The organism is Arthrobacter sp. V1I7 (genome assembly GCF_030817015.1).
Taxonomy (GTDB): domain Bacteria; phylum Actinomycetota; class Actinomycetes; order Actinomycetales; family Micrococcaceae; genus Arthrobacter.
In genome coordinates this window covers 3,915,494-3,939,673 of record NZ_JAUSYS010000001.1, presented here as the reverse complement: position 1 = coordinate 3,939,673, position 24,180 = coordinate 3,915,494, and the positions used below count along the sequence as shown (strand labels likewise).

16 protein-coding genes, 2 tRNA genes and 1 pseudogene are annotated in these 24,180 nt (G+C 68.2%); 8 read left to right on the top strand and 11 right to left on the bottom strand.

Annotation, left to right across the window (positions count from 1 at the left end):
• Positions 1-2 precede the first annotated feature (2 nt).
• Positions 3-743 carry a response regulator transcription factor gene (locus QFZ69_RS18060; protein WP_306913325.1) on the bottom strand — a complete coding sequence of 247 codons (741 nt, stop codon included), beginning with the start codon at positions 741-743 and terminating at the stop codon, positions 3-5.
• Positions 744-1,399: 656 nt separating this feature from the next.
• On the opposite strand from QFZ69_RS18060, the gene QFZ69_RS18055 reads away from it, so the two are divergent.
• The 3 genes from QFZ69_RS18055 (at position 1,400) to QFZ69_RS18045 (ending at position 3,606) form a co-directional block, all read left to right on the top strand.
• Positions 1,400-2,266, top strand: a complete 867-nt coding sequence (locus QFZ69_RS18055; RefSeq protein WP_306913324.1) for a winged helix-turn-helix domain-containing protein — start codon at positions 1,400-1,402, stop codon at positions 2,264-2,266.
• Positions 2,267-2,466: 200 nt separating this feature from the next.
• Complete coding sequence (locus QFZ69_RS18050) at positions 2,467-2,994, top strand: histidine phosphatase family protein (protein WP_306913322.1); 528 nt, start codon at positions 2,467-2,469, stop codon at positions 2,992-2,994.
• Positions 2,995-3,108: 114 nt separating this feature from the next.
• Entirely contained in the window at positions 3,109-3,606 is a 498-nt protein-coding gene (locus QFZ69_RS18045) for a hypothetical protein (protein ID WP_306913320.1), read from the top strand.
• A 565-nt stretch (positions 3,607-4,171) separates the two neighbouring features.
• On the opposite strand, the gene QFZ69_RS18040 is transcribed toward QFZ69_RS18045, so the two are convergent.
• Positions 4,172-4,861, bottom strand: coding sequence for a hypothetical protein (locus tag QFZ69_RS18040; RefSeq protein WP_306913318.1), 690 nt, complete (start codon positions 4,859-4,861; stop codon positions 4,172-4,174).
• Positions 4,862-5,661: 800 nt separating this feature from the next.
• Positions 5,662-7,116: an NAD(P)/FAD-dependent oxidoreductase gene (locus QFZ69_RS18035; RefSeq protein WP_306913316.1), complete on the bottom strand. Its 1,455-nt coding sequence runs from the start codon at positions 7,114-7,116 to the stop codon at positions 5,662-5,664.
• On the opposite strand from QFZ69_RS18035, the gene QFZ69_RS18030 reads away from it, so the two are divergent.
• Positions 7,107-7,265, top strand: coding sequence for a hypothetical protein (locus tag QFZ69_RS18030; protein WP_306913315.1), 159 nt, complete (start codon positions 7,107-7,109; stop codon positions 7,263-7,265). The two genes, QFZ69_RS18035 and QFZ69_RS18030, sit on opposite strands and share 10 nt — an antisense overlap.
• A gap of 91 nt (positions 7,266-7,356) precedes the next feature.
• Here QFZ69_RS18030 and QFZ69_RS18025 read toward each other — a convergent pair.
• A tRNA-Arg gene (locus tag QFZ69_RS18025) sits at positions 7,357-7,430 on the bottom strand.
• Positions 7,431-7,707: 277 nt separating this feature from the next.
• On the opposite strand from QFZ69_RS18025, the gene QFZ69_RS18020 reads away from it, so the two are divergent.
• On the top strand, positions 7,708-9,540 hold the full coding sequence (locus tag QFZ69_RS18020) for a phosphoenolpyruvate carboxykinase (GTP) (protein ID WP_306913313.1): 1,833 nt from the start codon (positions 7,708-7,710) through the stop codon (positions 9,538-9,540).
• Positions 9,541-9,994: 454 nt separating this feature from the next.
• The gene (locus tag QFZ69_RS18015) at positions 9,995-11,374 is read left to right on the top strand and encodes an FAD-binding oxidoreductase (RefSeq protein ID WP_306913310.1); all 1,380 of its coding nucleotides are present in this window, start codon (positions 9,995-9,997) and stop codon (positions 11,372-11,374) included.
• A 102-nt stretch (positions 11,375-11,476) separates the two neighbouring features.
• Here QFZ69_RS18015 and QFZ69_RS18010 read toward each other — a convergent pair whose 3' ends face one another.
• The 4 genes and pseudogenes from QFZ69_RS18010 to QFZ69_RS17995 all read right to left on the bottom strand — a co-directional run bounded on the left by QFZ69_RS18010 (position 11,477) and on the right by QFZ69_RS17995 (position 15,216).
• Positions 11,477-12,637 carry a globin domain-containing protein gene (locus QFZ69_RS18010; RefSeq protein ID WP_307000478.1) on the bottom strand — a complete coding sequence of 387 codons (1,161 nt, stop codon included), beginning with the start codon at positions 12,635-12,637 and terminating at the stop codon, positions 11,477-11,479.
• Between the two features lie 155 nt (positions 12,638-12,792).
• Positions 12,793-13,242, bottom strand: coding sequence for an Rrf2 family transcriptional regulator (locus QFZ69_RS18005; protein ID WP_306913308.1), 450 nt, complete (start codon positions 13,240-13,242; stop codon positions 12,793-12,795).
• Positions 13,243-13,261: 19 nt separating this feature from the next.
• Positions 13,262-13,789 (bottom strand): hypothetical protein, encoded by a 528-nt coding sequence (locus tag QFZ69_RS18000; protein ID WP_306913305.1) that lies wholly within the window; start codon positions 13,787-13,789, stop codon positions 13,262-13,264.
• A gap of 6 nt (positions 13,790-13,795) precedes the next feature.
• Positions 13,796-15,216: pseudogene (locus tag QFZ69_RS17995) on the bottom strand (phosphomannomutase/phosphoglucomutase).
• 124 nt (positions 15,217-15,340) lie between these two features.
• Here QFZ69_RS17995 and QFZ69_RS17990 point away from each other — a divergent pair.
• Positions 15,341-17,554 carry an ATP-dependent DNA helicase RecQ gene (locus tag QFZ69_RS17990; RefSeq protein WP_306913302.1) on the top strand — a complete coding sequence of 738 codons (2,214 nt, stop codon included), beginning with the start codon at positions 15,341-15,343 and terminating at the stop codon, positions 17,552-17,554.
• Here the strand turns inward: QFZ69_RS17990 and QFZ69_RS17985 are convergent.
• The 3 genes from QFZ69_RS17985 to QFZ69_RS17975 all read right to left on the bottom strand — a co-directional run bounded on the left by QFZ69_RS17985 (position 17,499) and on the right by QFZ69_RS17975 (position 21,934).
• Positions 17,499-19,181: an NAD(P)/FAD-dependent oxidoreductase gene (locus tag QFZ69_RS17985; protein WP_306913301.1), complete on the bottom strand. Its 1,683-nt coding sequence runs from the start codon at positions 19,179-19,181 to the stop codon at positions 17,499-17,501. The genes QFZ69_RS17990 and QFZ69_RS17985 overlap by 56 nt on opposite strands.
• Positions 19,182-19,369: 188 nt before the next feature.
• Positions 19,370-19,457 (bottom strand) — tRNA-Ser (locus QFZ69_RS17980).
• Positions 19,458-19,633: 176 nt separating this feature from the next.
• Positions 19,634-21,934 carry a prolyl oligopeptidase family protein gene (locus QFZ69_RS17975; protein WP_306913299.1) on the bottom strand — a complete coding sequence of 767 codons (2,301 nt, stop codon included), beginning with the start codon at positions 21,932-21,934 and terminating at the stop codon, positions 19,634-19,636.
• Between the two features lie 116 nt (positions 21,935-22,050).
• Here QFZ69_RS17975 and QFZ69_RS17970 point away from each other — a divergent pair, with 116 nt between their 5' ends.
• Complete coding sequence (locus tag QFZ69_RS17970) at positions 22,051-24,138, top strand: FAD/NAD(P)-binding domain-containing protein (protein ID WP_306913298.1); 2,088 nt, start codon at positions 22,051-22,053, stop codon at positions 24,136-24,138.
• Positions 24,139-24,180: the final 42 nt, after the last annotated feature.

The following is a 24,180-nucleotide window of genomic DNA, read 5'->3' as shown; positions in this document are numbered from 1 at the left end:
GATCAGTCCGCCGGCTTCAGGACGTAGCCTGCGCCGCGCACGGTATGGATCATCGGCGGGTGGTTGACGTCGATTTTCTTGCGGAGATAGGAAATGTACAGCTCGACGATGTTGGCCTGGCCGCCGAAGTCGTAATCCCAGACCCGGTCCAGGATCTGCGCTTTGCTGATGACGCGTTTGGGGTTCTCCATGAGATAGCGCAGCAGTTCGAACTGCGTTGCCGTGAGGTGCAGTTCCTCGCCTGACCGGGTAACTTCCCGGGTGTCGACATTGAGCACGAGGTCACCGACCACGAGTTCCGCTGAGTCCATGGCCGCCACGCCGGATCGCTGCACCAGCCGGTGCAAGCGCAGCAGGACTTCCTCCATGCTGAAGGGTTTGGTGACATAGTCGTCACCGCCGGCTGCGAGGCCGATGATCCGGTCGTGGACGTCGTCTTTGGCGGTCAGGAACAGGGCTGGGATCTCCGGTGCGAAGGCTCGGATCCGGCCGAGCAGTTCGACGCCGTCGAACCCGGGAAGCATGACGTCCAGCACCAGCACGTCGGGGCGGAAGTCTTTGGCGAGCTTGACCGCTTCGGGCCCGTCGGCGGCGACGGCCACGGACCAGCCGGCCATCCGCAGCCCCATGCTCATGAGCTCGGACAGGCTCGGTTCGTCGTCCACCACAAGAGCACGGATGGGGGAGCCGTCCGGGTGGCTGAGTTGGGGAAGGTTGTTGGTCATGGAGTGCGAGGTGGCCATGGGACAACTCTCCGTTCTACCGGTTAGGCGGGGCTTTGGGAATCCTGTGCGGCACCTGTGAATCCCAGCCTGACGAGCTGGACGCAGGCCAGCTGGCGGCACGCGTTCCCGGAAGACGACCCTCCGCCTGCCCCTCCGGCGTTTCGGGCTTCAGGCGCATGACCACCTCGTGGACGATGGACATTCAATGATCAGTAAGCGGGGGTTTCGCCAAGGTGGGTGGCTTTGAATGATTCTGCGCGATTCATCCATAGCATCGAACTTTCTTCGGCGAAGTACGCGAACTGGGGGGCGAGACAAGAAAACAACCGCTATTTTCCCGCGGCAGTAGAATTGTGATTTACACTACATTCGGCATTTTGGTCTCACCATGCGGACGCTGCGGCCCTTTGTTACTTGCAAGTTCTCATTGTTACGTTGCACACTTCCATTGTGAACAAGAACTCAACAGCACCTGCAGCCGCAGCTTCCTGGATCAGCGCACCCGCTGTGTTCGAGATGCGCTGTTGTCGAATGCACGCCTAACTTTTGCACCCCAGACAGTTTTTAGGCATTCGCCACAGCCCAGAGAGTCGGGCGCCCCTCCCCAGTTTTCATTGCGGGAAAAGTAGCATTCGAGCCGCGATGTCGGCCAATTCACATTGAGGTAAGCATTCATGTCAGTTGCATCCGGATACGTCCACATCTCCGTCCGTAACGCCGGCAAGCCCGGTCAGGCCTCCGGAACCCGCCAGGGATTCGGTGGCGGACGGCAGTCCTTCGCTCCTGCCGGCCCCAGCAACACCTTCCCGGCCCCGGGTTATGTGGCAGAAGGCTACAACCCCAATTCCTACGGCCAGCTCCGCGCTGTTCCGGCAGCCCCGGCCACGGCTCCCATCCCCGTGATCGCCCCGGGCGGCGGCAGCCCCGTCCGCCCCGTCGCGAGCGACAACGTGGCTCGTGGCTTCGTGCTCTACATGGGCATCGATGAGGAAACCGCGGCAGCTGCCGGCACCTCCATTGCCAAGCTCGCCCAGGAGATCCGGGCCTACGCCCAGTCCCTCGTTTCCGGCGCGGAAAGCTACGCCGCCGTCGCCCTCGCGCCGGCCAGCGCCCAGGGTTCGGCTCTCGACGTCGTCCGTTCCACCTTCGGCGACCCGACCGTCGGTGCCCGCCAGCGCGCCGAGACGGCCCGCCTCCAGCAGCCGCAGGATCCGCGTCCTTCCGGCGTCCTCATCGACCTTGCCCGCCGTGAGGTCCACCTCGACGGAGAATCCCTGAACCTCACGTTCAAGGAATTCGAGCTCCTGAACTACCTGGTGGAGAACGGCACCCGCACGGTGGGTCGTGACGAGTTGCTCGAAGGACTGTGGCGCAACGCCGAAGAAGTGCCCAACGAGCGCACGATCGATGTGCACATCCGCCGCCTGCGCTCCAAGCTCGGCCGGCTCGCGAACACCGTGCGCACGGTGCGTGGCCAGGGCTACCGCTTTTACGAGCACCCCGAAGTTGTGGTCTGGGCCGCCCCGGAATACTCGATCTAGCCTTAGTCTCACGTAAAGCCTTTAGTTTCACGCAAAGCGTCCGTCCCTCTTGCGGGGGCGGGCGCCTTTTCGTTCTTCGGACGTCCCTCGGCGCACTATCCGGGCGGATCCCCGTCCATTTCCAGGGGACCCCATTGCTGCAACGGCAGAGGATGGAGCGGTGCGCGCCGGTCGAATCGCCGCCCCACTAGGATTGGGTCATGAGCGCCCATCACATCAAACGGCTGGTGATAATGCGCCATGCCAAAGCCGACTGGCCGGGGGGCGTTGCGGACCACGAGCGGCCCCTGGAAGAGCGTGGGCACCGGGACGCTCCGATGGCCGGAAAATGGCTGCTCAAGCATCACGTGATCCCCGATTTCATTTTGTGCTCCAGCGCGCTGCGGACCCGGCAGACCTGCACCTGGGTCTGCAATGAACTCGGCGACAAGGCCCCGACGCCGAAACTCGAGGACGGCCTCTACTCCGCCTCGGCGCCGCGGATGCTGACCGTCATCAACCATGTTCCGGACACGGTCACCACGCTGATGGTGATCGCGCACATGCCGGGCGTGCAGGACCTTGCGATGCACCTGGCTTCCCGTGATTCGAACCATGATGCCTATATGGACGCGGCAACGCGCTATCCCACGAGCGGCCTGACCGTGCTGGAGACGGAGAAGACCTGGGCCGAACTCGATGGCCAGGACGCCCGGCTCACGCATTTTAAGGTTCCCCGGGCCAAATAGCCACTCAACCGCGGCTTCCCGTGCCGCCCGATCCATGGTCACCGGACCGTTTCTGCGGTTTACTGATGCTGTCTACTCATCGACTTTAACGTTCGAGAGAAAAGGTGGATCATCGTGGATTCTGGGCAGCTCATAGGAATCATCATCGGCGTCATCGTCGTGCTGGCGATCATCGCGGTGGCAGTCGTCCTTAGCCGCAAGCGCAAAGTGGACGCGAACCGGAACCGGGCAGTGGAGATGCGTGAGCAAGCCAAAGCCGACGAGCTCGGCGCCAAGGAGCGTGAGGCGAAGGGGCTGCGCGCCGAAGCCGACGCAAAACAGGCGGAAGTGGAATCCGAGCGTCTGCGCGAGGAGGCCCGCGGCAGGCAGAAAGAGGCCGAGAGTGTCCGTACCGACGTCCAGGAAAAACGGCGGAAGGCTGACGAGCTGGATCCTGACGTGGTGACCACCAAAGGCGGCGAGAACAAGTCAGGGAAAGAAGCGACACGCGAAGGATCCAGCAGTGAGGATCTGCGCCGGGACCGCGGCGCGAGGAACCATGTCGAGGGAGGCCCCGGCACCCACCGGCCGGAGGATGATCAGCCTCGCGGCGACAAGCCTCGGAATCTCTGACTGCTAGCTACGAAATCACGGGCGCTCGGGCCTGCCCTGGAACGCGAACACCCCTCCCGCAGAGGGGGGCGCGGCGCGGCTGAAACCGGCATAGTGGCACCGTGAACCCTCGCCCGGCGTGAGCTGGAAGGCGACGGTCGGCGTCGGGCTCTTCATGAGCGCAGGCCAGTTCGCCTGGTCGCCCCGAAAGGTGAAGGCGGCCTCCGGGTTGGGGCTTGTGGTCTGGTCCGGGCCGTGGTGCCGCTACCCGGCTGCTGGGACTTTCACTCCTGCTGGACGGCCCGGCGGAGCTGTCCGGCGCCGTGGAGCGGTGCTGCAGCCCGTCACCTTCGTGAGCGCCCTGTTTACCCCCGTGTTCGGTTCCCTGGTGCGTTACGGGATCTGGAACCGGCTGGTCGGGCTTTACCCGTCCTCCGCCGTCGTCCCTCTCACGCTGCTGGTCCCCATCGTCGGCATGCCGGCGGCGTGGCTGGTGCTCCGGTTAGGTGCCGTCCATGGCGGAAGTGCTGTTGCTGGGTCGGGTCGCCGCGGCTGTGCTGCGGCCCGCGCGCCCGAGGTGGCACACTCAGCGGCGGGCGGACGTCCTTGCCGACGGACGGGTCGGAGACGGGGCGGGTGACTTGGCCGGAGGGGACTTGATGGCAGGCACCTTGGCGGCGGGCCGGGGGGTTGCTGTTCTGGGGACGGCCGTCCTGGCGGCAGGGCCCCGCGGCGCCGGAGGCGCGGTCGTCCCACGGGCTGCGCCCCTGGCAACTGTGCCGCGGGAGGATGTGCCCCGGGAGGATGTGCCTCGCGACGACGCACCCCTGGCGCCGGAGCGGGGGGCCGACGCCGGACGGCGCGAGGCGTAGGCACGGGCTCTTCCGCGCCTGCCGGGCAGCACGGTTCCGGCAAACAGCAGCAGCAGGGTGGCTGCGCCTGATCCTGCTGCGAGGTAGAAGTAGAGGTCAGGATGGGACATGTTCACCGGGGCGGACATGGCGCCCGGATCCGGGTTGAATGCCAGCCCCCACTGCCGCAGGAAGGCGATGCCGAAGGCGAGGAAGAGGATACTGCCGATTCCGCTGGCCGCGAGGGTCTTGTGCCGACGACGGATGACTACCTCCGCCACGCAGGCCACGTAGGCCGCGGCCGAAGCGGCCAGGAACCACATGAGCACCGCCTCGTGCAAGGTGGCGCCTGTCAGGACCAGCAACGCGACGGCGGCCAGGAACGCCCCGATGGCCATCCTGCCGCTGTTACCCATGTGACGCATGTGACCAATCATCCCTGAGCATCGGCTACTTTAGCCACATAGCCGCGCATGGACCTTCGCTGGCGCCGTGCGCAAGCGCCATGCCCCACCGAACGGCACAGAAATGAGCATGCCCCGCGGTTGGAGCAGGGCGTGTCCGGTCGCCAGCACCGAGCATGTCCCGTGGCGCACGCCGGGGATGGACATAGTGGCATTATGTCCGGCCGTCGCCGCGAAGAATGAGCATGTCCCGCGGTTGGAAGCCGGGCGTGTCCGGTCGTCAGCACCGAGCATGTCCCGTGGCGGGCACCGGGGATGGACATAGTGGCATTATGTCCGGCCGTCGCGGCGAAGAATGGGCATGTCCCGCGGAGTCGCCGCGAAGAATGGGCATGTCCCGCGGTTGGAGCCGGGCGTGTCCGGTCGTCAGCACCGAGCATGTCCCGTGGCGGGCACCGGGGATGGACATAGTGGCATTATGTCCGCCCGTCGCGGCGAAGAATGAGCATGTCCCGCGGAGGCGCCGCTAAGAATGGGCATGTCCCGCGGAGTCGCCGCGCAGAATGAGCATGTCCCGCGGTTGGAGCCGGGCGTGTCCGGTCGTCAGCACCGAGCATGTCCCGTGGCGGGCACCGGGGATGGACATAGTGGCATTATGTCCGCCCGTCGCGGCGAAGAATGAGCATGTCCCGCGGAGGCGCCGCTAAGAATGGGCATGTCCCGCGGAGTCGCCGCGCAGAATGAGCATGTCCCTCGGTTGGAAGCGAGCTGTCGGACGTCCCGTTACGCCTGGCCACCGGACCTGCCGGGCTCCCGCGCGCTCACAGCCCATATGCTTCCAGCAGCCGGAGCCAGACTTCGCTGATCGTCGGGTAGGACGGCACCGCGTGCCAGAGGCGGTCCATCGGGACCTCGCCCACGATCGCGATCGTGGCGGCGTGCAGCAGCTCCGCCACGTCGGGGCCGGCGAAGGTGGCGCCCAGCAGGACCTTGCGGTCCTCGTCGACCACCAGCTGCGCCCACCCCTCATAGTTCTCGGCATGCAGCGAGGATCCCGCAACCTGGATGGGCAACTCCACCGCGGCGACCCGGAAGCCTTCCTTTTCCGCCCGCTGCACGGAGCGGCCCACGTTCGCGATTTCGGGGTCGGTGAACACCACATTGGGTATGGCGTGGTCGTCGGCTGTTTGGGCGTAGCGGCTCCAAGGGGCCGGCTCGCCGGTGAGTTCACCCCGGGCCCGGGCGGCGATGGCGTCCCCGCTGGCCCGGGCCTCGTACTTGCCCTGGTGCGTCAGCATCACTTTCCCGGCGGCGTCACCCACGGCGTAGAGCCACGGCCCGCCGTCGTCCGTCGCGTCGGGGATCAGGCCGGTGGCGTCGGTGCTGAGCCGCAGCGGTTTTCCTTCCCCGGCGGCGAGCCCCACATTTTCCAGGCCGAGCCCCTCGAGGGCCGGGTGCCGGCCGCTGCTGACGAGCAGTTTGTCCGCCGTGACCTCAGTGCCGCCCTCGAGCACCAGCGTGAGGGAGCGGTCGCCGTTCTCGCGGACGCTTTGGGTTCCGGTGTGCAGCTGGAGTTCGACGCCGTCGGCTCGCAGCCCCGCTGCAACGAGCTTCGTAGCCTCCTCGGGGAAAACTCGCAGCAGGCCCCCGCGGGCAACGAGTGTCACCTTCGATCCCAGGCGCGCATATGCCTGGGCGAGTTCCGTGCCGGCGACGCCGCCGCCGAGCACGGCCAGCCGTTCGGGAATCTCGCGGGCGGACGTGGCCTCGCGTGTGGTCCAATACTCGACGCCGGCCAGTCCTTCGACCGGCGGCAGGTTGGGCGTGGACCCGGTCGCAACCACGACGGCGTGCCGCGCCGTGAGCGCATAGCTGTTGCCGTCCAGCCCGGATACCTCCACCTTCCGCGGAGCTGTGAGCCAGCCATGGCCGCGGATCAGCTCAATTCCAGTATCTTCGACCCATTTGACCTGGCTGTCGTCCTGCCAGTTGGAGGTGAAGTAGTCACGTCGCTTCAGGGTGGCAGCGGCATCGAGGGTCCGGGTGACAGCCTGGGCGGCGCCGGGGACCGACTGTGCTCCGTGCAGGGCCGTGCCGGGCCGGAGCAGCGCCTTGGACGGCATGCACGCCCAGTACGAGCACTCACCGCCCACCAGTTCCGCCTCGATGAGGACCGCCGACAAGCCGCCCTGGACCACGCGGTCCGCCACGTTCTCACCCGCGGCGCCCGCGCCGATCACAATGACATCGAATTCCCGCTCAAGCTGTGCAGTCATGGCAGAATCCTACGCCCGGCTCTCCCGGCCCCGACCGGCACTGCCTGGGTGAGACCGTCGCCACCGGCAACGAGCCGCTGGGCGACGAGCTGCTCAGCAGGCACTTCGATGGAATCCGACGCTGGATCACCGAGGTGATCGCGGAGTAACCGCCTCGCGGGGCAAGCGAGCGGAGTAACCGCCTCGCGGGGTAAACGAAAAGATCCGCACCGGCGGACCGGTGCGGATCTTTTTCTCCTGTGCGCCCAAAGGGATTCGAACCCCTGACCTTCTGTTCCGTAGACAGACGCTCTATCCAGCTGAGCTATGGGCGCATTCTCGGCTCTTGGAGAACTTCTCGCTCCCCGAACCTCGAATTACTTTACGCGAGGAGGGGCCGTAGTTACAAATCGAAACAGGTGTAATCTCGGCGACTAGACCGGTCTATGTGACCTTCATCACTAAAGGGCGTGTGTTCGTAGCGTTACTTCCCTGAATTTCCGGGCTTTTTCATTTCCAGCCTCCCGGGCATCCCACATCTGGGCCAATTTCTGCGGGGTGATCTAGCCCTACATTTAGGACACACCACTGAACCCGAGGAAGGGAACCGTAATGGGCGATCTGGCGCGACTGCCGCTGCTTGAAAAAGCACCCACCACACATGCCGGTCTGCTGGCATGGGTCGAAGAGATAGCTGAACTGACCCAGCCGGACCGGATCCACTGGGTTGACGGATCCGAAGAGGAGAACACCCGGCTCACTGACGAGCTGGTAGCAGCCGGCACCCTGACCCGGCTGAACGAGGAGCTGTTCCCCAAGTCCTTCGCAGCGTTCTCCGACCCCGCCGACGTGGCCCGCGTCGAAGAGCAGACCTTCATCTGCTCCGAAAACAAGCGCGACGCAGGTTTCACCAATAACTGGATGGCTCCGGCGGAGATGAAGACGAAGCTGCAGGGCCTGTTCGCCGGTTCCATGCGCGGCCGCACAATGTACGTCATCCCCTTCGTCATGGGCCACCTCGACGCCGAGGATCCCAAGTTCGGCGTGGAGATCACGGACAGTGCCTACGTTGTCGCCTCCATGCGCATCATGGCCCAGATCGGCACCGAGGTCCTGGACCGCATCACCGCTACAGACGCCTTCTTCGTCCCCGCTCTGCATTCCCTGGGTGCCCCGCTGGCCCCCGGCCAGGCCGACGTCCCGTGGCCCTGCAACCCGGACAAGTGGATTGTGCACTTCCCCGAAGAGCGCTCCATCTGGTCCTTCGGCTCCGGCTACGGCGGAAACGCCCTGCTGGGCAAGAAGTGCTACGCCCTGCGTATCGCCTCGGTCATGGCCCGCGACGAGGGCTGGCTCGCCGAGCACATGCTCATCCTCAAGCTCACCTCCCCGGAGCAGAAGAAGTACTACATCTCCGCGGCTTTCCCGTCGGCCTGCGGCAAGACCAATCTCGCCCTGCTTGATCCGACCATCGAGGGCTGGAAAGTCGAAACCCTCGGTGACGACATCACCTGGATGCGGATCGGCAAGGAAGGCGAACTGCGCGCCACCAACCCGGAGGCCGGCCTGTTCGGCGTCGCCCCTGGCACCGGCTGGGGCACCAACCCCAATGCCATGCGCGCCATCGCCAAGGGCCACAGCATCTTCACCAACGTCGCCCTCACCGACGACGGCGGCGTGTGGTGGGAGGGCATGACGGAGGAGACCCCAGCGCACCTGACCGACTGGCAGGGCAACTCCTGGACGCCTGGTTCGGACAAGCCGGCAGCCCACCCGAACTCCCGCTTCTGCACGCCGATCTCCCAGATCGACATGCTGGCCGAGGAATACTTCAGCCCTGACGGTGTCGAGCTGTCCGCGATCCTGTTCGGCGGACGCCGCAAGACCACCATCCCCCTGGTGACGCAGGCCCGCAGCTGGTCCAACGGCGTGTTCATGGGTTCGACGCTCTCCTCGGAGACCACGGCGGCGGCCGCGGGCCAGGTCGGCGTACTGCGGCGCGACCCGATGGCCATGCTGCCGTTCATCGGCTACGACGCAGGCGATTACCTGAACCACTGGGTCAACCTGTCCGCCAAGGCCAACCAGGAACGCCTGCCCAAGATTTTCCTGGTCAACTGGTTCCGGCGCACGGCCGACGGCGGCTTCGCCTGGCCCGGCTTCGGCGACAACGCCCGGGTGTTGAAGTGGGCCATCGAGCGCCTCGAAGGCAAGGCTGACGCCGTCGATACGCCGATCGGCTACGTACCGACCGGAGACTCCCTGGACCTCACGGGCATGGATCTGACCGAGGCGCACGTTGAAGACGCGGTCCGCGTGGATCCCGAGGAGTGGGCGGCAGAGCTGGCCTCAATCGAAGAGTGGTTCGCCAGGTTCGGCGAGTCGCTGCCGAAGGCGCTCCGCGCCGAATTCGTGGGACTGAAGTCCCGTCTGGCGGCTCGCTAGCAGCCGGCACCACAGCAGCAGTGACCGACGGCGGCGCCGCACCTTTTCGAGAGGTGCGGCGCCGCCGTCGTCAGCGGCAGCTGTCGCTTGTCGGGACCAGAACCAGGAGCTGTCGGCGCCGGTGCCCGTGATGGCCGGCTGGACACGGTCCAGCCGGCCATGAGGCCGGTGTCCAGGGTGATGCCGTAGTTCGTGTTGGGGTACGGTCCCGCCGTGGCGGGCGCCGAGGCCGAGGTGTGGGTATCAGCCCCCGAAGCCAGCGCCGGGCCACGGGTGTCAGATAGGTAGTTCACTGGGGGACTTTGGTCTCTAGCCAGGGTCCGAGGAAGCACACTAGGCTCGACCGCATTCATCAGCCGGGCCGTCCGCCGACCGGAGAGAGTGCTGGGGCATTCCAGGCGCATGCAGCTGTGCCCCCGACCTGCTCGCTGAAGCGAGCCCTCAGGAGTTCATCATGCTCGTCAACGACGACATCCATGCCTTGTCCATGGCCGTCAGCGGCATCGTGGCCGTGCCGGACAGTCCCGAATTCGCCGAGGAGACGTTCGCGTTTAACGTCGCCACGGTCCACCGGCCCGACGTCGTGCTTGGTGCCGCAGACGCGCAGGACGTCGCCGCCGGGGTGAAGTGGGCGGCGGAACGCCGACTGCCGGTCTCCGTCCAGTCCACCGGGCACGGCACGGAATCGGCGGTCGACGGCGGGCTGCTCATCAACACGCGGCGGCTGCAGGAGGTGCAGATCGATCCGGTCGAACGGACCGCCCAGGTCGGGGCCGGCGTCAAATGGCGGAGCGTCCTGGAAGCGAGCGTCCCGCATGGGCTGATCGGACTGCACGGATCGAGCACCGACGTCGGCGTGGTCGGATACACCCTCGGCGGGGGACTGCCCGTGCTGGGCCACGCCCACGGCTTCGCGGCGGACCACGTCCGCAGCATGGAGGTCGTAACTGCCGACGGCGCGCTGCGTCGGATCGATGCCGAGGCCGAGCTCTTCGCACTGATGTGCGGGGGCAAGGGCAACTTCGGGATCGTCACCGCCCTCGAGTTCAGCCTCTTTCCGCTGGGCGAGTTCTACGGCGGAGGGATTATTTACCCCGGGGCGGATGCGGCCCCTGTCCTGGCCGCGTTCCGCGCGTGGCTGCCCACGCTTCCTGACGCTGCCTCGCCGTCGATCTCCCTGCTGCGCCTTCCGGACATGGACTTCGTTCCCGCACCGCTCCGGGGCCAGTTTGTGGTCCACCTGCGCCTGGCCTTCCTTGGGAACCGGGAGGAAGGCGATGCGCTACTTGCTCCGATGCGCGCGGTCTCGACCCCTTTGATGGACACGGCCGGGCCCATGAACTACCTGGACGTCGACCAGATCCATATGGATCCGGTGGATCCGCTCCCGTTCACGGACGGTGGCGCGCTCCTGAAGGAATTTGGCGAGGAGGCCGTCGGGGAGCTGCTCAGGCTTGCCGGGGACGGTACGGACTGCCCGCTGCTCATGATCGAGATCCGGCCCCTGGGCGGGGCGCTGTCCCGCGGCGGTGTCCTGCCGGACGCCGTCTCCGGACGCGACGCGGCGTTCCTGCTGTTCCTCCTCGGGTTCAAGCTGCCGCCGGTGCTGCCGGCCGTCACCGAATCCATCCGTGCCATCCTCGCCGCGATGGCTCCCTATTCGACCGGGTACACGCTGGTCAACTTCCACGGCGAGCCGGGCGATGAGGCTGACCGTGCCCGGGCATGGTCGCCGGCGGTCTACGAACGGATGAGGGCCGCAAAGTCCAGCTACGACCCGGGCAACCTGTTGCGCTTCGGCCACGCGATCACCGGGGTTCCGGCCGCCGGGTGACCGGTGCGGGGGAGCCAGATGTCCGGGCTGTTTGCTCGGTTTAACCCCGACGGCAGCCCAGCGCCTTTGCTGCGAAAGGTGCCAGGCCGCCGTCGAACTCGGCTAGCTGGCGAGCCAGATGTCCGGACCGAAGACCTCGTAGTGGATCCGGGTGGCCGGGATGCCGGCGTTGATGGCCTCATTGCGGATGCTCTTCATGAACGGCAGCGGCCCGCAGAGGTACAGCGAGGCGTTGGCCGGCAGGTCCACCTCGCGCAGGGTCATGTAGCCCGCCCTGGTTCCGGCGACCGGCTGTTCCAGCCAGAGCATCAGATCCGCACCGTCGAGGCGTTCGACGTCGTCCGTCATCTGGGAACGGAGGGCCCAGCTGTCCAGGGTGCTCTCCGCATGCAGCACCAGGACCTGGCGCTCGGAGCCGGACGCGGCCAGGGAACGCAGGATGGAGGCGGTCGGCGTGCAGCCGATACCGGCGGAGGCCAGGACCACCGGGCCGTCGCTGTCCTTGATGGTGATTTCGCCGTAGGGGTTCGACACTTCGAGGACGTCGCCCACCTGGACCGTGTTGTGCAGTACAGGCGAGACCTCGCCGCCGTCGTCTTTCTTGGTGGTAAAAGTGCGGCTGGTGCCGGCGTCACCGGAGAGCGAGTACTGGCGGACCTGGCGGAGTCCGTCCGGGAGCTGAACCTTGACGCTGACATACTGGCCCGGCAGTGCGGGCGTAATAGGGGTGTCATCGGCGGGTTCGAGCGTGAAGGTCATGGCACCGGTGCCGGCGGCGGTCTTCGCGGCGACGCGCCAGGGGCTCCACATCTTGCCGTTGGCCTGCGCCGCGTAGAGGCCCTTCTCCAGCTTGATCAGCGCGTCCGCCATGAGCCAGTACACCTCGGTCCAGGCCTCGGCGATTTCAGGAGTGATGACGTCGGCCAGATCCTCGGCAATGGCGGCGAAGAGGTGCTCGTAAACCACCTGGTACTGCGGCTCGGTGATGCCGAGGGAGGCATGCCGGTGTGCGATGCGGGCGAGTACGGTCTCGGGGAGGGTTCCGGGGTTGCTGACCAGGTGGCTGGCGAAAGCGGCGATGCTCCCGGCCAGGGCCTGCTGCTGGTTGCCGGAGCGCTGGTTGGAGCGGCTGAAGAGCCCGTCCAGCAATTCGGGGTGGGCTGCGAAGAGGCGGGCGTAGAACTTGGGCGTGATATCCCCGATCCGGGAACCGACCAGCGGAAGAGTGGCCTCGATGACGGGGAAGGACTTGTCCGAGAGTATGTTGACTCCTGAGATAGTGGCCCGGGCGTCTTCAACCGGACCGGCTGAATACCCGCATTTGAAATACGAGTATCTATAGCTCAGTTCTACACGGCGTAGAAAACATGGCCAAATCGCCGGGACTCCCGGGCGTGCCGGCCGGCCCGGCTGGCGGCTCAGAGCCCGGGGCGCAGCCCGATGGCCTGGAACACGGGGTTCATTTGCCGCGAGGTGGGCAGGGACGCGACGACGATGCCGTCGAGTTCGCTGTAGAACGCCTCGCGGGCCCGGGACAGGGCGGCCCGGAGCCGGCATTCGTTGACCAACGGGCAGGTGGCTGTCGCGGCGACGCAATCGGCCGGATCGGTCCGGGTGTCCAGCTGGCGCAGGAGTTGTCCCACGGTGGCGGCGCGGCCGGCGCCGCTGAGCCTCGACCCGCCGCGGCGGCCCCGCTCGATCTCGATCAGGCCCAGCTCGCGGAGCTTCGCGACCGCCTTGCTGACGTGGTTGTACGGCGTTCCCACGGCGTCGGCGATGCTCTGGGTGGTGAGGAGTCCGCCGTCGGGAGCGGCTGCGAGCACCATCATGGCGCGCAGGCTGACATCCGCGAAGGCGTTGATCTTCATGACACCAGCCGAGGCCGGTCTAGTCCACCCAGACGGCGGGCTTGTTCGTATCGGCGGAAAGCAGGCCGAACTCCAGCTCCTGCGTCTCCGGATTCGCGGTGTAGGGCAGGACCGCGGCGAACAGGGAACCGTCCCGGTGCTCGGCGGCCACATGAATGGCGTCCGAGTCTTCTTCCAGCAGGGTGATGTCGCAGACCACGGCGGCGGCACGGAACTCGTCCCGGTGCTGCCGGAGCAGCTCGGTGAGGTCGCTGATCATCGAATCCGCGTCGAAATCCGCGTCGCTGCCCTCCGCGGCGTCGGCCGGCGTTACGGCAACCAGCCGCACCTCGCCGTCGTTCTCCACCACCAGGGCGAAGGGAAGGAAGCCGCCGTTTCGCTCCAGCTGTTCCTGCGCTGCGCCGACTCCGGTGCCGAGCAGGTTCTCCAGATCGGTTGCGCTGGCCTCCGGCACGGATCCGCGCCAGGAGTCTTCGGCGGGATCGGCCGGCTGCAGGGCCCCGGCCTGGTTTTCTCCGGTCCGCACGCCGCTTTCGGGAATCTCCATCGCCGTCTAGCCCCGGACCAGCGTCAGGACGCGGTCACGGATGAGTTCCATGGTGCCCCTGTCCGTGGCTTCGACGTTCAGGCGCAGGAACGGCTCGGTGTTGGACGGCCGCAGGTTGAACCAGTAGCTGCCGCCGGTGGCGATGAACGTGCTGCCGTCAAGGTAGTCCACCTCGACGTCCTCGGAACGGAAGTCCTGCCGGACCCGTTCCACGGCGGCGGCCTTGTCCTCGATTTCGGAGTTGATCTCGCCGGAGGACACGTACGGTTCGTATTCGCGGCCCAGCGCGGACAGCGGACTGTCCTGCTCGCCCAGGGCTGCCAGGACGTGCATGGCGGCCAGCATGCCGGTGTCCGCGTTCCAGAAGTCACGGAAGTAAAAGTGGGCCGAGTGCTCGCCGCCGAAGATGGCGCCCTCTGCGGCCATGACCGCCTTGATGAAGGAATGGCCCACACGGGTACGGACCGCCTTGCCGCCGTGGCGTTCCACCAGTTCGGGAACAGCCCGGGACGTCAGGAGATTGTGGATGACGATGGGATTGGCCTCGCCCAGCCCCTGCGCCCGGGCGATCTCCCGGCGGGCCACCATTCCGGTGATCGCCGACGGCGAGACGGGCTCACCGCGCTCGTCGATGACGAAGCAGCGGTCGGCGTCGCCGTCGAAGGCCAGACCGATGTCCGCGCCGTGTTCGACGACGGCGGCCTGCAGGTCACGCAGGTTTTCCGGCTCCAGCGGGTTGGCGGGGTGGTTCGGGAAGGACCCGTCCAGCTCGAAGTAGAGCGGGACGATTTCCAGCGGAAGCTTGGCCAGCATGGCATCACCGAGCACCGCCGGGGTGGTCAGGCCGGCCATGCCGTTGCCGGCGTCCACGACGACCTTCAGCGGGCGTGACCCGCGCGGAGGTCCACGAGGCCGCGCAGGTACTCGGCATAGCCGCGGAGGACGTCCTGCACGCCGATCAGGCCGCGGCTGGCGGCCTCGGGGATGGCGCCGGCGTTGAGGTATTCCTCGGCGAGGGCCTGGATCTCCTTGAGCCCGGTTTCGGAGGAGATCGGCACGGCGCCGGCCTTGGCCATCTTAATGCCGTTATAGGCCGCCGGGTTGTGGCTCGCGGTGAACACGGCACCGGCCGCGTCGAGGGAGCCGCAGGCGTAGTAGAGCTCGTCGGTGGAGATCAGGTCCAGCAGCTGCACGTTGGCCCCGCGGGTGGCGGCACCGTTGGCGAAGGCCTTGCTGAACTCGGGGGACGACGGGCGCATGTCGCCGCCCACCAGCACCGTCTGACCTTCGAGGTCCAGGACGTCGACGAACGCCGCCCCCACAGCCTCGACGATTTCCGCGGTAATGGATTCGCCCACAATTCCGCGCACGTCGTAGGCCTTGAAGGAGGCCGAGAGGTCAAAAGTCTTCGTCTTGTCCGTAGTCACGCGTCTTATCTTACGTGGAAGCCCAAGGACCCTGTGGAGGAGCAGTGGCGGCGCAAGCGGCCAGGTTTTCCACCTTTCCGTGCCCGGCTTCGCGGCCCTTGGAGGAGGCTGGGATACTGAATCAATGGCCAATAACCAGAACGCTGCAGTCCTTCCCGCACTCAACTCCGCTCCTGCCGGTGCTTCCACCACCGGTTCGGCAGGGGTTTCCGGGACGCGGGAACAGGCGCAGGAGGTGCTGCGCGAGCTGGTCGGGCACCCGGCCGCGGAGTTCCATGACGGCCAGTTTGAGGCCATTGAGGCGCTGGTCGACGCCGGCCGGCGCGCCCTCGTCGTGCAGCGCACCGGCTGGGGCAAGTCGGCCGTGTATTTTGTGTCCTCCCTGCTGCTCCGCCGCCGCGGCGCCGGCCCCACCCTGATCGTTTCCCCGCTGCTGGCGCTGATGCGCGACCAGGTTGCGGCCGCGGCCCGGGCCGGTGTCCGCGCCGTTGCCATCAACTCCGCCAACCAGCTGGAATGGGACACCGTCCGCGAGCAGCTGGCCGCCGACGAGGTCGATGTCCTGCTGGTGTCACCGGAACGGCTCACCAACCCCTCCTTCCGCGAGAACCAGCTGCCGGAGCTGATCCGCCGCACCGGGCTCCTGGTCATCGATGAGGCGCACTGCATCTCGGACTGGGGCCATGACTTCCGGCCCGACTACCGCCGCATCGCGGACCTGATCACGCAGCTGCCGGAGTCCGTGCCGGTGCTGGCCACCACGGCCACCGCCAACTCCCGGGTGGTCCACGACATCGAGGAGCAGCTGGGCGCCGGGGTGCTGACCATCCGCGGCGCCCTGGGCCGGGAATCGCTGCGGCTGGGGGTGCTGAGCCTGCCGGACTCCCGCGACCGGCTGGGCTGGCTGCTGACGCACCTTTCGGACCTGCCCGGCAGCGGCATCATCTACACGCTCACGGTGTCCGCGGCCGAGGACACCGCACGTCTCCTGGCCGAAGCGGGCCACGAGGTGCTCGCCTACACCGGACGCACTGACCCTGCAGACCGGGAACGCGCGGAACAGCTCCTCAAGGACAACCAGGTCAAGGCCCTCGTGGCCACCTCCGCCCTCGGCATGGGCTTCGACAAGCCGGACCTCGGCTTCGTCGTGCACCTGGGCGCCCCGTCCTCGCCGGTGGCCTACTACCAGCAGGTGGGCCGCGCCGGCCGAGGTGCCGCGAACGCCGATGTGCTGCTGCTGCCCGGCTCCGAGGACCGCGACATCTGGCAGTACTTCGCCACCGCGTCGATGCCGTCGGAGGAGAAGGCCGCCGCTGTCCTGACGGCGCTCGCCGAAGCGGGAACCGCCGTGTCCACCGTGGCGCTCGAGGCCCGCGTGGACCTGCGCCGGACGCCGCTGGAACTGCTGCTGAAGGTGCTGGCAGTGGACGGGGCCGTGGAACGCGTGGGCGGCGGCTGGCGCTCCACCGGCCAGCCCTGGACGTACGACGCCGAACGGTACAGCCGGATTGCCGAGGCCCGGGTGGACGAGCAGGATTCCATGGTCATCTACCAGGACACCGCCGGCTGCCGGATGGAATACATCACCTCGGTCCTCGACGACGAGACCGCGCACTCCTGCGGACGCTGCGACAACTGCGCCGGGCGGTGGTTCCCGGCAGACATTGCCGCCTCCGCCACGGAAGCCGCGGGCCAGACGCTGAGCCGCGCCGGCGTGCCGCTGGAACCGAGGCTGCAGTGGCCCAGCGGCATGGACCGCCTCGGCGTGAGCGTGAAGGGCAAGATCAAGCCGGCGGAAAGCGTAGCAGGCGGCCGGGCGCTGGCCCGTCTCACGGACCTTGGCTGGGGCGGTGCACTGCGTGAGGCCTTCGCCGCAGGGGCTCCGGACCGCACGGTGGACCCCGGCATGCTGCAGGCCTGCGTCCAGGTCCTGCGGGAATGGGGAGCCGGAGACGCCCGCACTCCGGGGTGGAGCGGCGCAGGCCGGCCGGCCGCGATCATCAGTGTCCCGTCCCGCGGCAAGCCCGCGCTGGTGGATTCGCTGGCCCGCGGCATCTCGGAGATCGGCCGCATCCCCTACCTCGGCCAGCTGCAGCTCGAACACGGCGGCCCCACGGGCGGGCGCGGCGGCAACAGCGCGTACCGGCTCGCCGGGGTCTGGGACCGGCTCGTGGTGGGGCCGGAACTGGAAGCGGCCCTCACCGGGCTGCAGGGCCAGAGCGTAATGCTCATCGACGACCTGGTCGACAGCCGCTGGACGGTGACCGTCGCCGGACGGGCCCTCAGGCTCGCCGGCGCCGGGGCGGTACTGCCGCTGGTGCTTGGCCAGGCCGGCTGAGGTCAGCGCCCGCGGGGCCGGATTCCAGGACCGCCATGGCGGCGTTATGGCCGCCGATGGCGCTGACGGCTCCGCCGCGCCGGGCGCCGGAGCCGCACAGCAGGATCTGCGGATCGTCGGTCGCCACCCCCCAGCGCCGGGCCGGGGTGTCCAGAGGTTCGCCGTCCTCCACGAAGGGCCAGTCGAGGCCGCCGTGGAAGATATTCCCCCGCGGCATCCCGACGGCGCGTTCGATGTCCAGGGTGGTCTTCGTTTCGATGCAGGGCTGTCCGTCGGGGCCGGCCAACAGCAGCTCCTCGACCGGTTCGGCCAGCACCGAGTTCAGCGACTTCAACACGGCGGCCTGCAGTTCGGCACGCTGCTCCTCGTTGTTCTCCCCGGTGATCAGCCGGTCCGGGACGTGCAGGCCGAACACCGTGAGGGTCTGTGCGCCGGCCGCCTGGAGCTCGGGGGACAGGATGCTCGGGTCGGTGAGGGAATGGCAGTAGATCTCGCAGGGCAGCGGGTCCGGGACGGCCCCGGAGGCCGCGGTGAGGTACGCGGCGTCGAGCTGCGGCCAGGTCTCATTGATGTGGAACGTACCGCCGAAGGCCGCTTCCGGGCTGACGCTTCCATCCAGCAGCCGGGGGAGTCTCTTGAGCAGCAGGTTGACCTTGACCTGGGCGCCCTCGCGCAGGTGGTTGGGGTTTCGCGTCGTTAGCGGCGCGGGGGCGGCCGGGTAGGTGCCGGAAGCCCGGAGCCGGTCGAGGACCACCGGGGCCACGTTTGCCAGGATCCACTGTGCCGTGGCCAGGTGCTCGACGCCGTCGTGGAGGTAGCTGACCATCCCGCCGGGACGGACGGCGGTGACTTCGGCCGAGGTCAGGATCGTGGCGCCGGCGTCCCGGGCAGCGCGTTCCAGCTCACCGGAGACCGCGCCCATGCCGCCGACGGGCACGTCCCAGTCGCCCGTGCCTCCGCCGATCAGGTGGTAGAGGAAGCAGATGTTCTGCTGCAGGTCCTCATCGCCGGCCCGGGCGAACGTGCCGATCAGGGCGTCGGTCAGGACGACCCCGCGGACCAGGTCGTGCTGGAGTTTTTCGGCGATCACCTCCCCGATGGGCCGTTCAACCATGGCGTCCCAGGACTCCCCCGCACCGGCCTGGACGGCCAGCGCACGGGCCTCGGACCGGGTCGGCAACGGCGAGGTGAGGGTCGGCCAGAGGGCCTCCGTGAGCCCACGGCAGCGGGCGTAGAAATCGTTGAAGGCCTCGAATTCCCCGGCCGGGGCGCCGACAGCGGCAAAGGATGCGGCAGTCGCGGCGGCGTCCTCGTTGTCGATCAGCAGGCCCCGGCCGCTGCTGTGCGGCTCGGGCGTGTAGGAGGAATACCGCCGACGGGCCAGTTGGATCCGCAGGCCAAGCTCGTCGATGACCTGCTGGGGCAGGAGACTGACGAGGTAGGAGTAGCGCGAGAGGCGGGCGCCGACGCCGTCGAACGCCTGGGCCGAGACCGCCGCGCCGCCTGAGTGCCCGAGCTTTTCCAGCAGCAGGACCCTCCGGCCGGCTTTGGACAGGTAGGCGGCGGCGGCCAGGCCGTTGTGGCCGCCGCCCACGATGATCGCGTCAATTGCGTTGCTGCTCGACATGGGCCTATCCTGCCATCCCGCCGGGCCGGGATGCGCCAGGTAGGCGCCGGCGTCGCACGGGCCGCTGTCCTGCCGGGCCGCGGGGTGCCGTCCGGCCGGGCCGCGAGCCGCCGTCCCGCCGGGCCGCCATCCGGGCCTGAAACCCGCCGGGAACGCAAAAGGCCCCGGTCCAGGACCGGGGCCAAACGCGGAGACGGGGGGATTTGAACCCCCGGTGGAGTTGTGCCCCACACTTCATTAGCAGTGAAGCCCATTCGGCCGCTCTGGCACGTCTCCAATTGCTAGTAACTAGCCAACCAAGGATACGCAGAAGGGGGCATGCAGCGCAAAACGACGAACGCTGGGCGGCGTCCCGCCCGCGCCAGGCGGCCCGACGGTGCCCGGCGCTACCCCGACGGACCGGACGCTACCCGCCCGTTGCCCGGCGCTACCCGGCTGCCGGGCGTGCCGGCTCAGGCTGCGTTGCCGGCCAGCGCCCGCCACAGGAAATGCTGGCTGCGGCTCTGCAGCGCCGCCGCCTGCCGGTTGTCCGAGGCGCCCGCGTGGCCGCCTTCCAGGGCTTCATGGAACCAGACATTGGGGATCCCCATGGCCTGCATCCGGGCGGCCATCTTCCGGGCCTGGACGGGTCCGACGCGGTCATCCGAGGTGGCGGTCCAGATGAACGTTTCCGGGTACTCCACGCCGTCCTTGAGCAGGTGGTACGGCGAGAAGGTCTTGATGAAGTCCCACTGTTCGGGCACGTCAGGGTCGCCGTATTCGGCGATCCAGGAGTAGCCGGCGGACAGCTTGGTGTACCGGCGCATGTCCAGCAGCGGCACCCCGCAGGACACGGCTCCGAACAGGTCCGGATACTGGGTGAGCATGTTGCCCACCAGCAGACCGCCGTTGGAGCCCCCCACGCAGCCGAGGCGCTCCCGGGAGGTGACGCCGCGGGAGATCAGGTCCAGAGCCACCGCGGCGAAGTCCTCATACGCCCGGTGGCGGTTCTCCTGCAGCGCGGCGCGGTGCCAGGACGGACCGTATTCCCCGCCGCCGCGGATGTTGGCCACGACGTAGACGCCGCCCCGGGAATGTGGGCCGTCCCCCTCGGCGCCGAAGGACGCCTCGGTGCGCCGTTCCAGCCAGGCGCGGCCGACCGCGCCGCTGTAGGCCGGGGTCCGGGAAATCTCGAAGCCGCCGTAGCCGGAGAGCTGGGTCGGGTTCTGGCCGTCGAGCACCAGGTCCCGGGCTGCCACCTGGAAGTACGGCACCCGGGTGCCGTCCTTGGAGACGGCGAAGTGCTGCTGAACCTCGTAGGCTTCCTCGTTGAAGAACGACGGCGAGGAGCGGACCACCTCGTGCGTGCTGGCCACGCCGGGGACGTCCTCGGCGGTTCCCGCCCGTTTCAGGGTTCCCCGGGTGAGGGTGCTGGGCGTGGTAAACCCCGTGGCCACGAGCCAGAAGTCGTTCCCGGCGCCGGGCGCTTCACGCTCCACCACCGGGGCGCCGCCGGTACCGCCGGTGCCGTCGTCGTCAGTGTCGCTGGCTTCGTCTTCGTCGTCGACCGCGTAGGCATTGACATCGTGCAGCGGCGGGCAGGCGTCCAGCACGGTGGAGGCCCAAGCGCCGTCCGTGCCGCCGCGCAGCGGATCAAGCACCCGGATTTCCGAGGACACATCGCGGAGCAGGTTCAGCAGCAGGAAGTCCCGCGTCCAGCTCCAGGACTGCAACGAGGTGTGTGCGTCCGGGGTGAAGAGCACGGCGAGGTCCCGGCTGCCGGCCAGGAAGTCCTCGAACCCGGCCGCGAGCAGGGACCCTGCGGGGTACACCGTCCCGTCGACGGTCCAGTCCTTCTGCGGGCGGAACAGCAGCCATTCGCGGTGCGAGCTCAGGTTCACGTCCGCCGGGACATCGAGCTGCACCCACTGGCCGTCGCGCAGCACGGAGGTGTTCCGTTCGAAGAAGCTGATCCAGTCCACGGCGAAGGTCCGCTCGAAGCCGGGCGTGGAGTCGTGGGCCACGAGCGCCATCATGTGGTCCTCGGGGATCTCGAACACCCGCTCCGCCGTGGCCAGGGAGCTGCCGCGGTGCAATTTCACGCCGGTCCGGGCGTAGGAGGAGGTGGTGCTGGGCAGCCCCTCCGCCGTGGTGGCCACCAGCAGGGTGTCCGCATCGAGCCACGAGGCATTGCCCTTGGCCGTGGGCAGGTCGAAGCCGCCGGCGGCGGGGTCCACGAAGCTGCGGGACTCGACGTCGAACTCGCGGTAGCGGTTGGCGTCGCCGCCGTCGGGGGAGAGGGCCAGCAGGGCCCGCCGGTGCGGCTCGCCCTGTGCCGGGCGGAGGAAGTTGGCGCCGTGGAAAACCCATTCCTCGCCCTCGGACGCGGCCAGGGCGTCCACGTCCAAAAGGATGTCCCACTCCGGTGATCCGCCCCGGTAGCTCTCCCAGCTGGTCCGGCGCCACAGGCCCTTGGGGTTGTCACGGTCTTTCCAGAAGTTGTAGTACCAGCCGCCGTGCTTGCCGACCATCGCAATCCGGTCGGTCGAGTCCAGCACCTCCAGGATGCTGGACTCGAGGTCCGCGTACTGCGCGTCCTCGAGCAGGTCCTCGGTCCGGGCGTTCTGTTCACGGACCCAGGCCAGTTGCTGCTCGCCGTAGGTCTCCTCGAGCCAGATGTTCTCATCGACGGGTTCAGGGGCGGTTCCTGCACCGCCGACGGGTCCGGTTGGGTGGCGGGACGAGGACGGGTGAGCAGCTTCGGTGGTGGTCATCATCCCATCCAAGCAACATCAGCGCGCCGCTAGCAAGTCACGGGACCAGCGGCAGCCGTCGGTAAAGCGGCATCCGTCGGTAAAGCGGCATCCCGCTTGCCGATACGCTGGTTGCCGTGGTCATATCGCAGAGCATCCGGACGGCACTGATAGGCGCCGGTCCCCGGGGCACAAGCGTGCTGGAGCGGCTGCTCGCGAACTGGGCACCGGCAGGCCCGGACGCCACCCTCCACATCGATGTGGTTGATCCCTACCCCGCGGGCCCGGGCCATGTGTGGCAGCCCGGCCAGTCCCGCTTGTACCTGATGAACACGCAGTCGTTTTACCCCACGGTCATACCCGAGGACCCGGAACTGGCCTCCCCGCTGGCCGGGGACACCTTCGACCGCTGGCGCGAACGGCAGCAGCGGCAGCCCCACCCCTCGCTCACCGCCGAGGAACGCGCCGAACTCGCGGGGCTGGGCTCCGCGGACTTCCCCAGCCGCGCACTGTACGGACGCTACCTGCGTTCCACGCTCGAAGAACTGCTCTCCCGGCTGCCGGCCGGCGTCTCGGTGGAATTCCACGAAACGACGGCGGTCTCGGTCCGGCCGGCGGCCGCCGGGGCTGGACACCGCAGCGGCACCGGAGCTGAGGACGCCAATGGATCCGGCAGTGGCACGGCACTCGGGGGCGGCCGGAACGCGCGCGGAAAGCTCGACGTCGGGCTCGAGGGCGGCGCGGTGCTGACCGTCGACTCCGTGGTGCTGGCCCTGGGCCATCTCGAATCGCGGCTCAACCCGGAACAGCGGGAGCTCAAGGCTGCGGCCGAGGAGCTGGGGCTGCTGTACCTGCCCCCGTCGGTGCCGGCGGACGTCGACTGGTCCCTGGTGCCGGCGGCCAGGCCCGTGCTGGTGCGGGGCATGGGCCTGAACTTCTTCGATGTCATGGGCCAGCTCACCGAGGGCCGCGGGGGTACCTTCGTGGCCGGGGAGGATGGCCGCCTGGGCTACCGGCCCTCCGGCCGTGAACCTCTCATTATTGCGGCCTCCCGCCGCGGCACTCCCTACCGGGCCAAGGCCGCCCTCGCCGGGTACTACCCCTCGGCCGTGACGCTGCGGTACTGCACCGAAAGTGCGCTGGCCCGGTTCGCGGGGGCGGGGATCCAGCCCGCCTTCGACCACGATCTCTGGCCCCTGCTGCACCGCGACGCCATCTGGGCCTACTATTCGACGCTCGCGCGCTCGCACCCCGGCGCCATCCTCTCCGATCCCGCCGAGTTCCTTCAGGCGTTGGAGGAATCCCTGCGCCCCCATGCGCACAGCGCTGCAAAGTGGGAGGACGCGGTGGACGCCGAGATCGAAGCGCATGTCCGGCCGGCCCACCGGTTGAACTTGCTTGGGCTGGCCGCGCCGCTGGCCGGCCGATCGTTCGGCTCCCGGACGGAGCTGGACGCCGCCGTCGTGGAGTACCTCCTCGACGATGCCCGGCGATCCGCGCTCGGCGAGGACGACCCGGTGAAGATGACGATCGGCGCCCTGCACCATGGCCGGGCGGTGCTCAAGTCCGCGGTGGCCGACGGTGGCATCACGGACGAGTCGTGGGTGGCCGGGCTCCGCGGCTGGTTCGAGTCCTTCGTTGAAGGACTGGCAAGCGGGCCGCCCGCGCTGCGCGCCGAACAGCTGGCAGCCCTGGCGCGGGCCGGCGTCGTCCGGTTCGTGGGACCGGACCCGAAGTTCGGCGTGGACCGCGAGGCGGGGACCTTCACCGCGGCGTCACCGTGGGTGGACGGTGGCCCAGGCAGCCGGGGTGCCGCGGGCCCGGCCTCTGGCGGGACCGGCGCCGGAGATGCCCAGGGGGAGGCGGTGGCGGCCCGATCCCTGATTGAAGCGCTCGCCCCGGCCAACCGGGTCACCATCAACGAGTCACCCCTGCTGGAACAGCTGCTCAGTGAGGGGCTGGTACGAGCGCGCCTGATGATGACGGTGGAAGGCGTCCCGGTGCAGACCTCCGGCCTGGACGTTGTCCCGCATCCGTACCGGCCGCTGGGCTCGAACGGTTCCGTGACGGAGGGCCTCTACGTCCTCGGGCTGCAGCTTTCCGCCGCGCAGTGGGGGACAGCCATCGCAGCAGAGGCCCGGCAGAAGAACGGCCCCGCCTACCGCAGCGGCCAGCGTACCCTGCACGACGCCGACGAGATTGCCCGCGACATCCTGGGGCGCTGACCGGGCGCCCGGGGGCATGCCCCTCGCTTGGGCCGACGGATG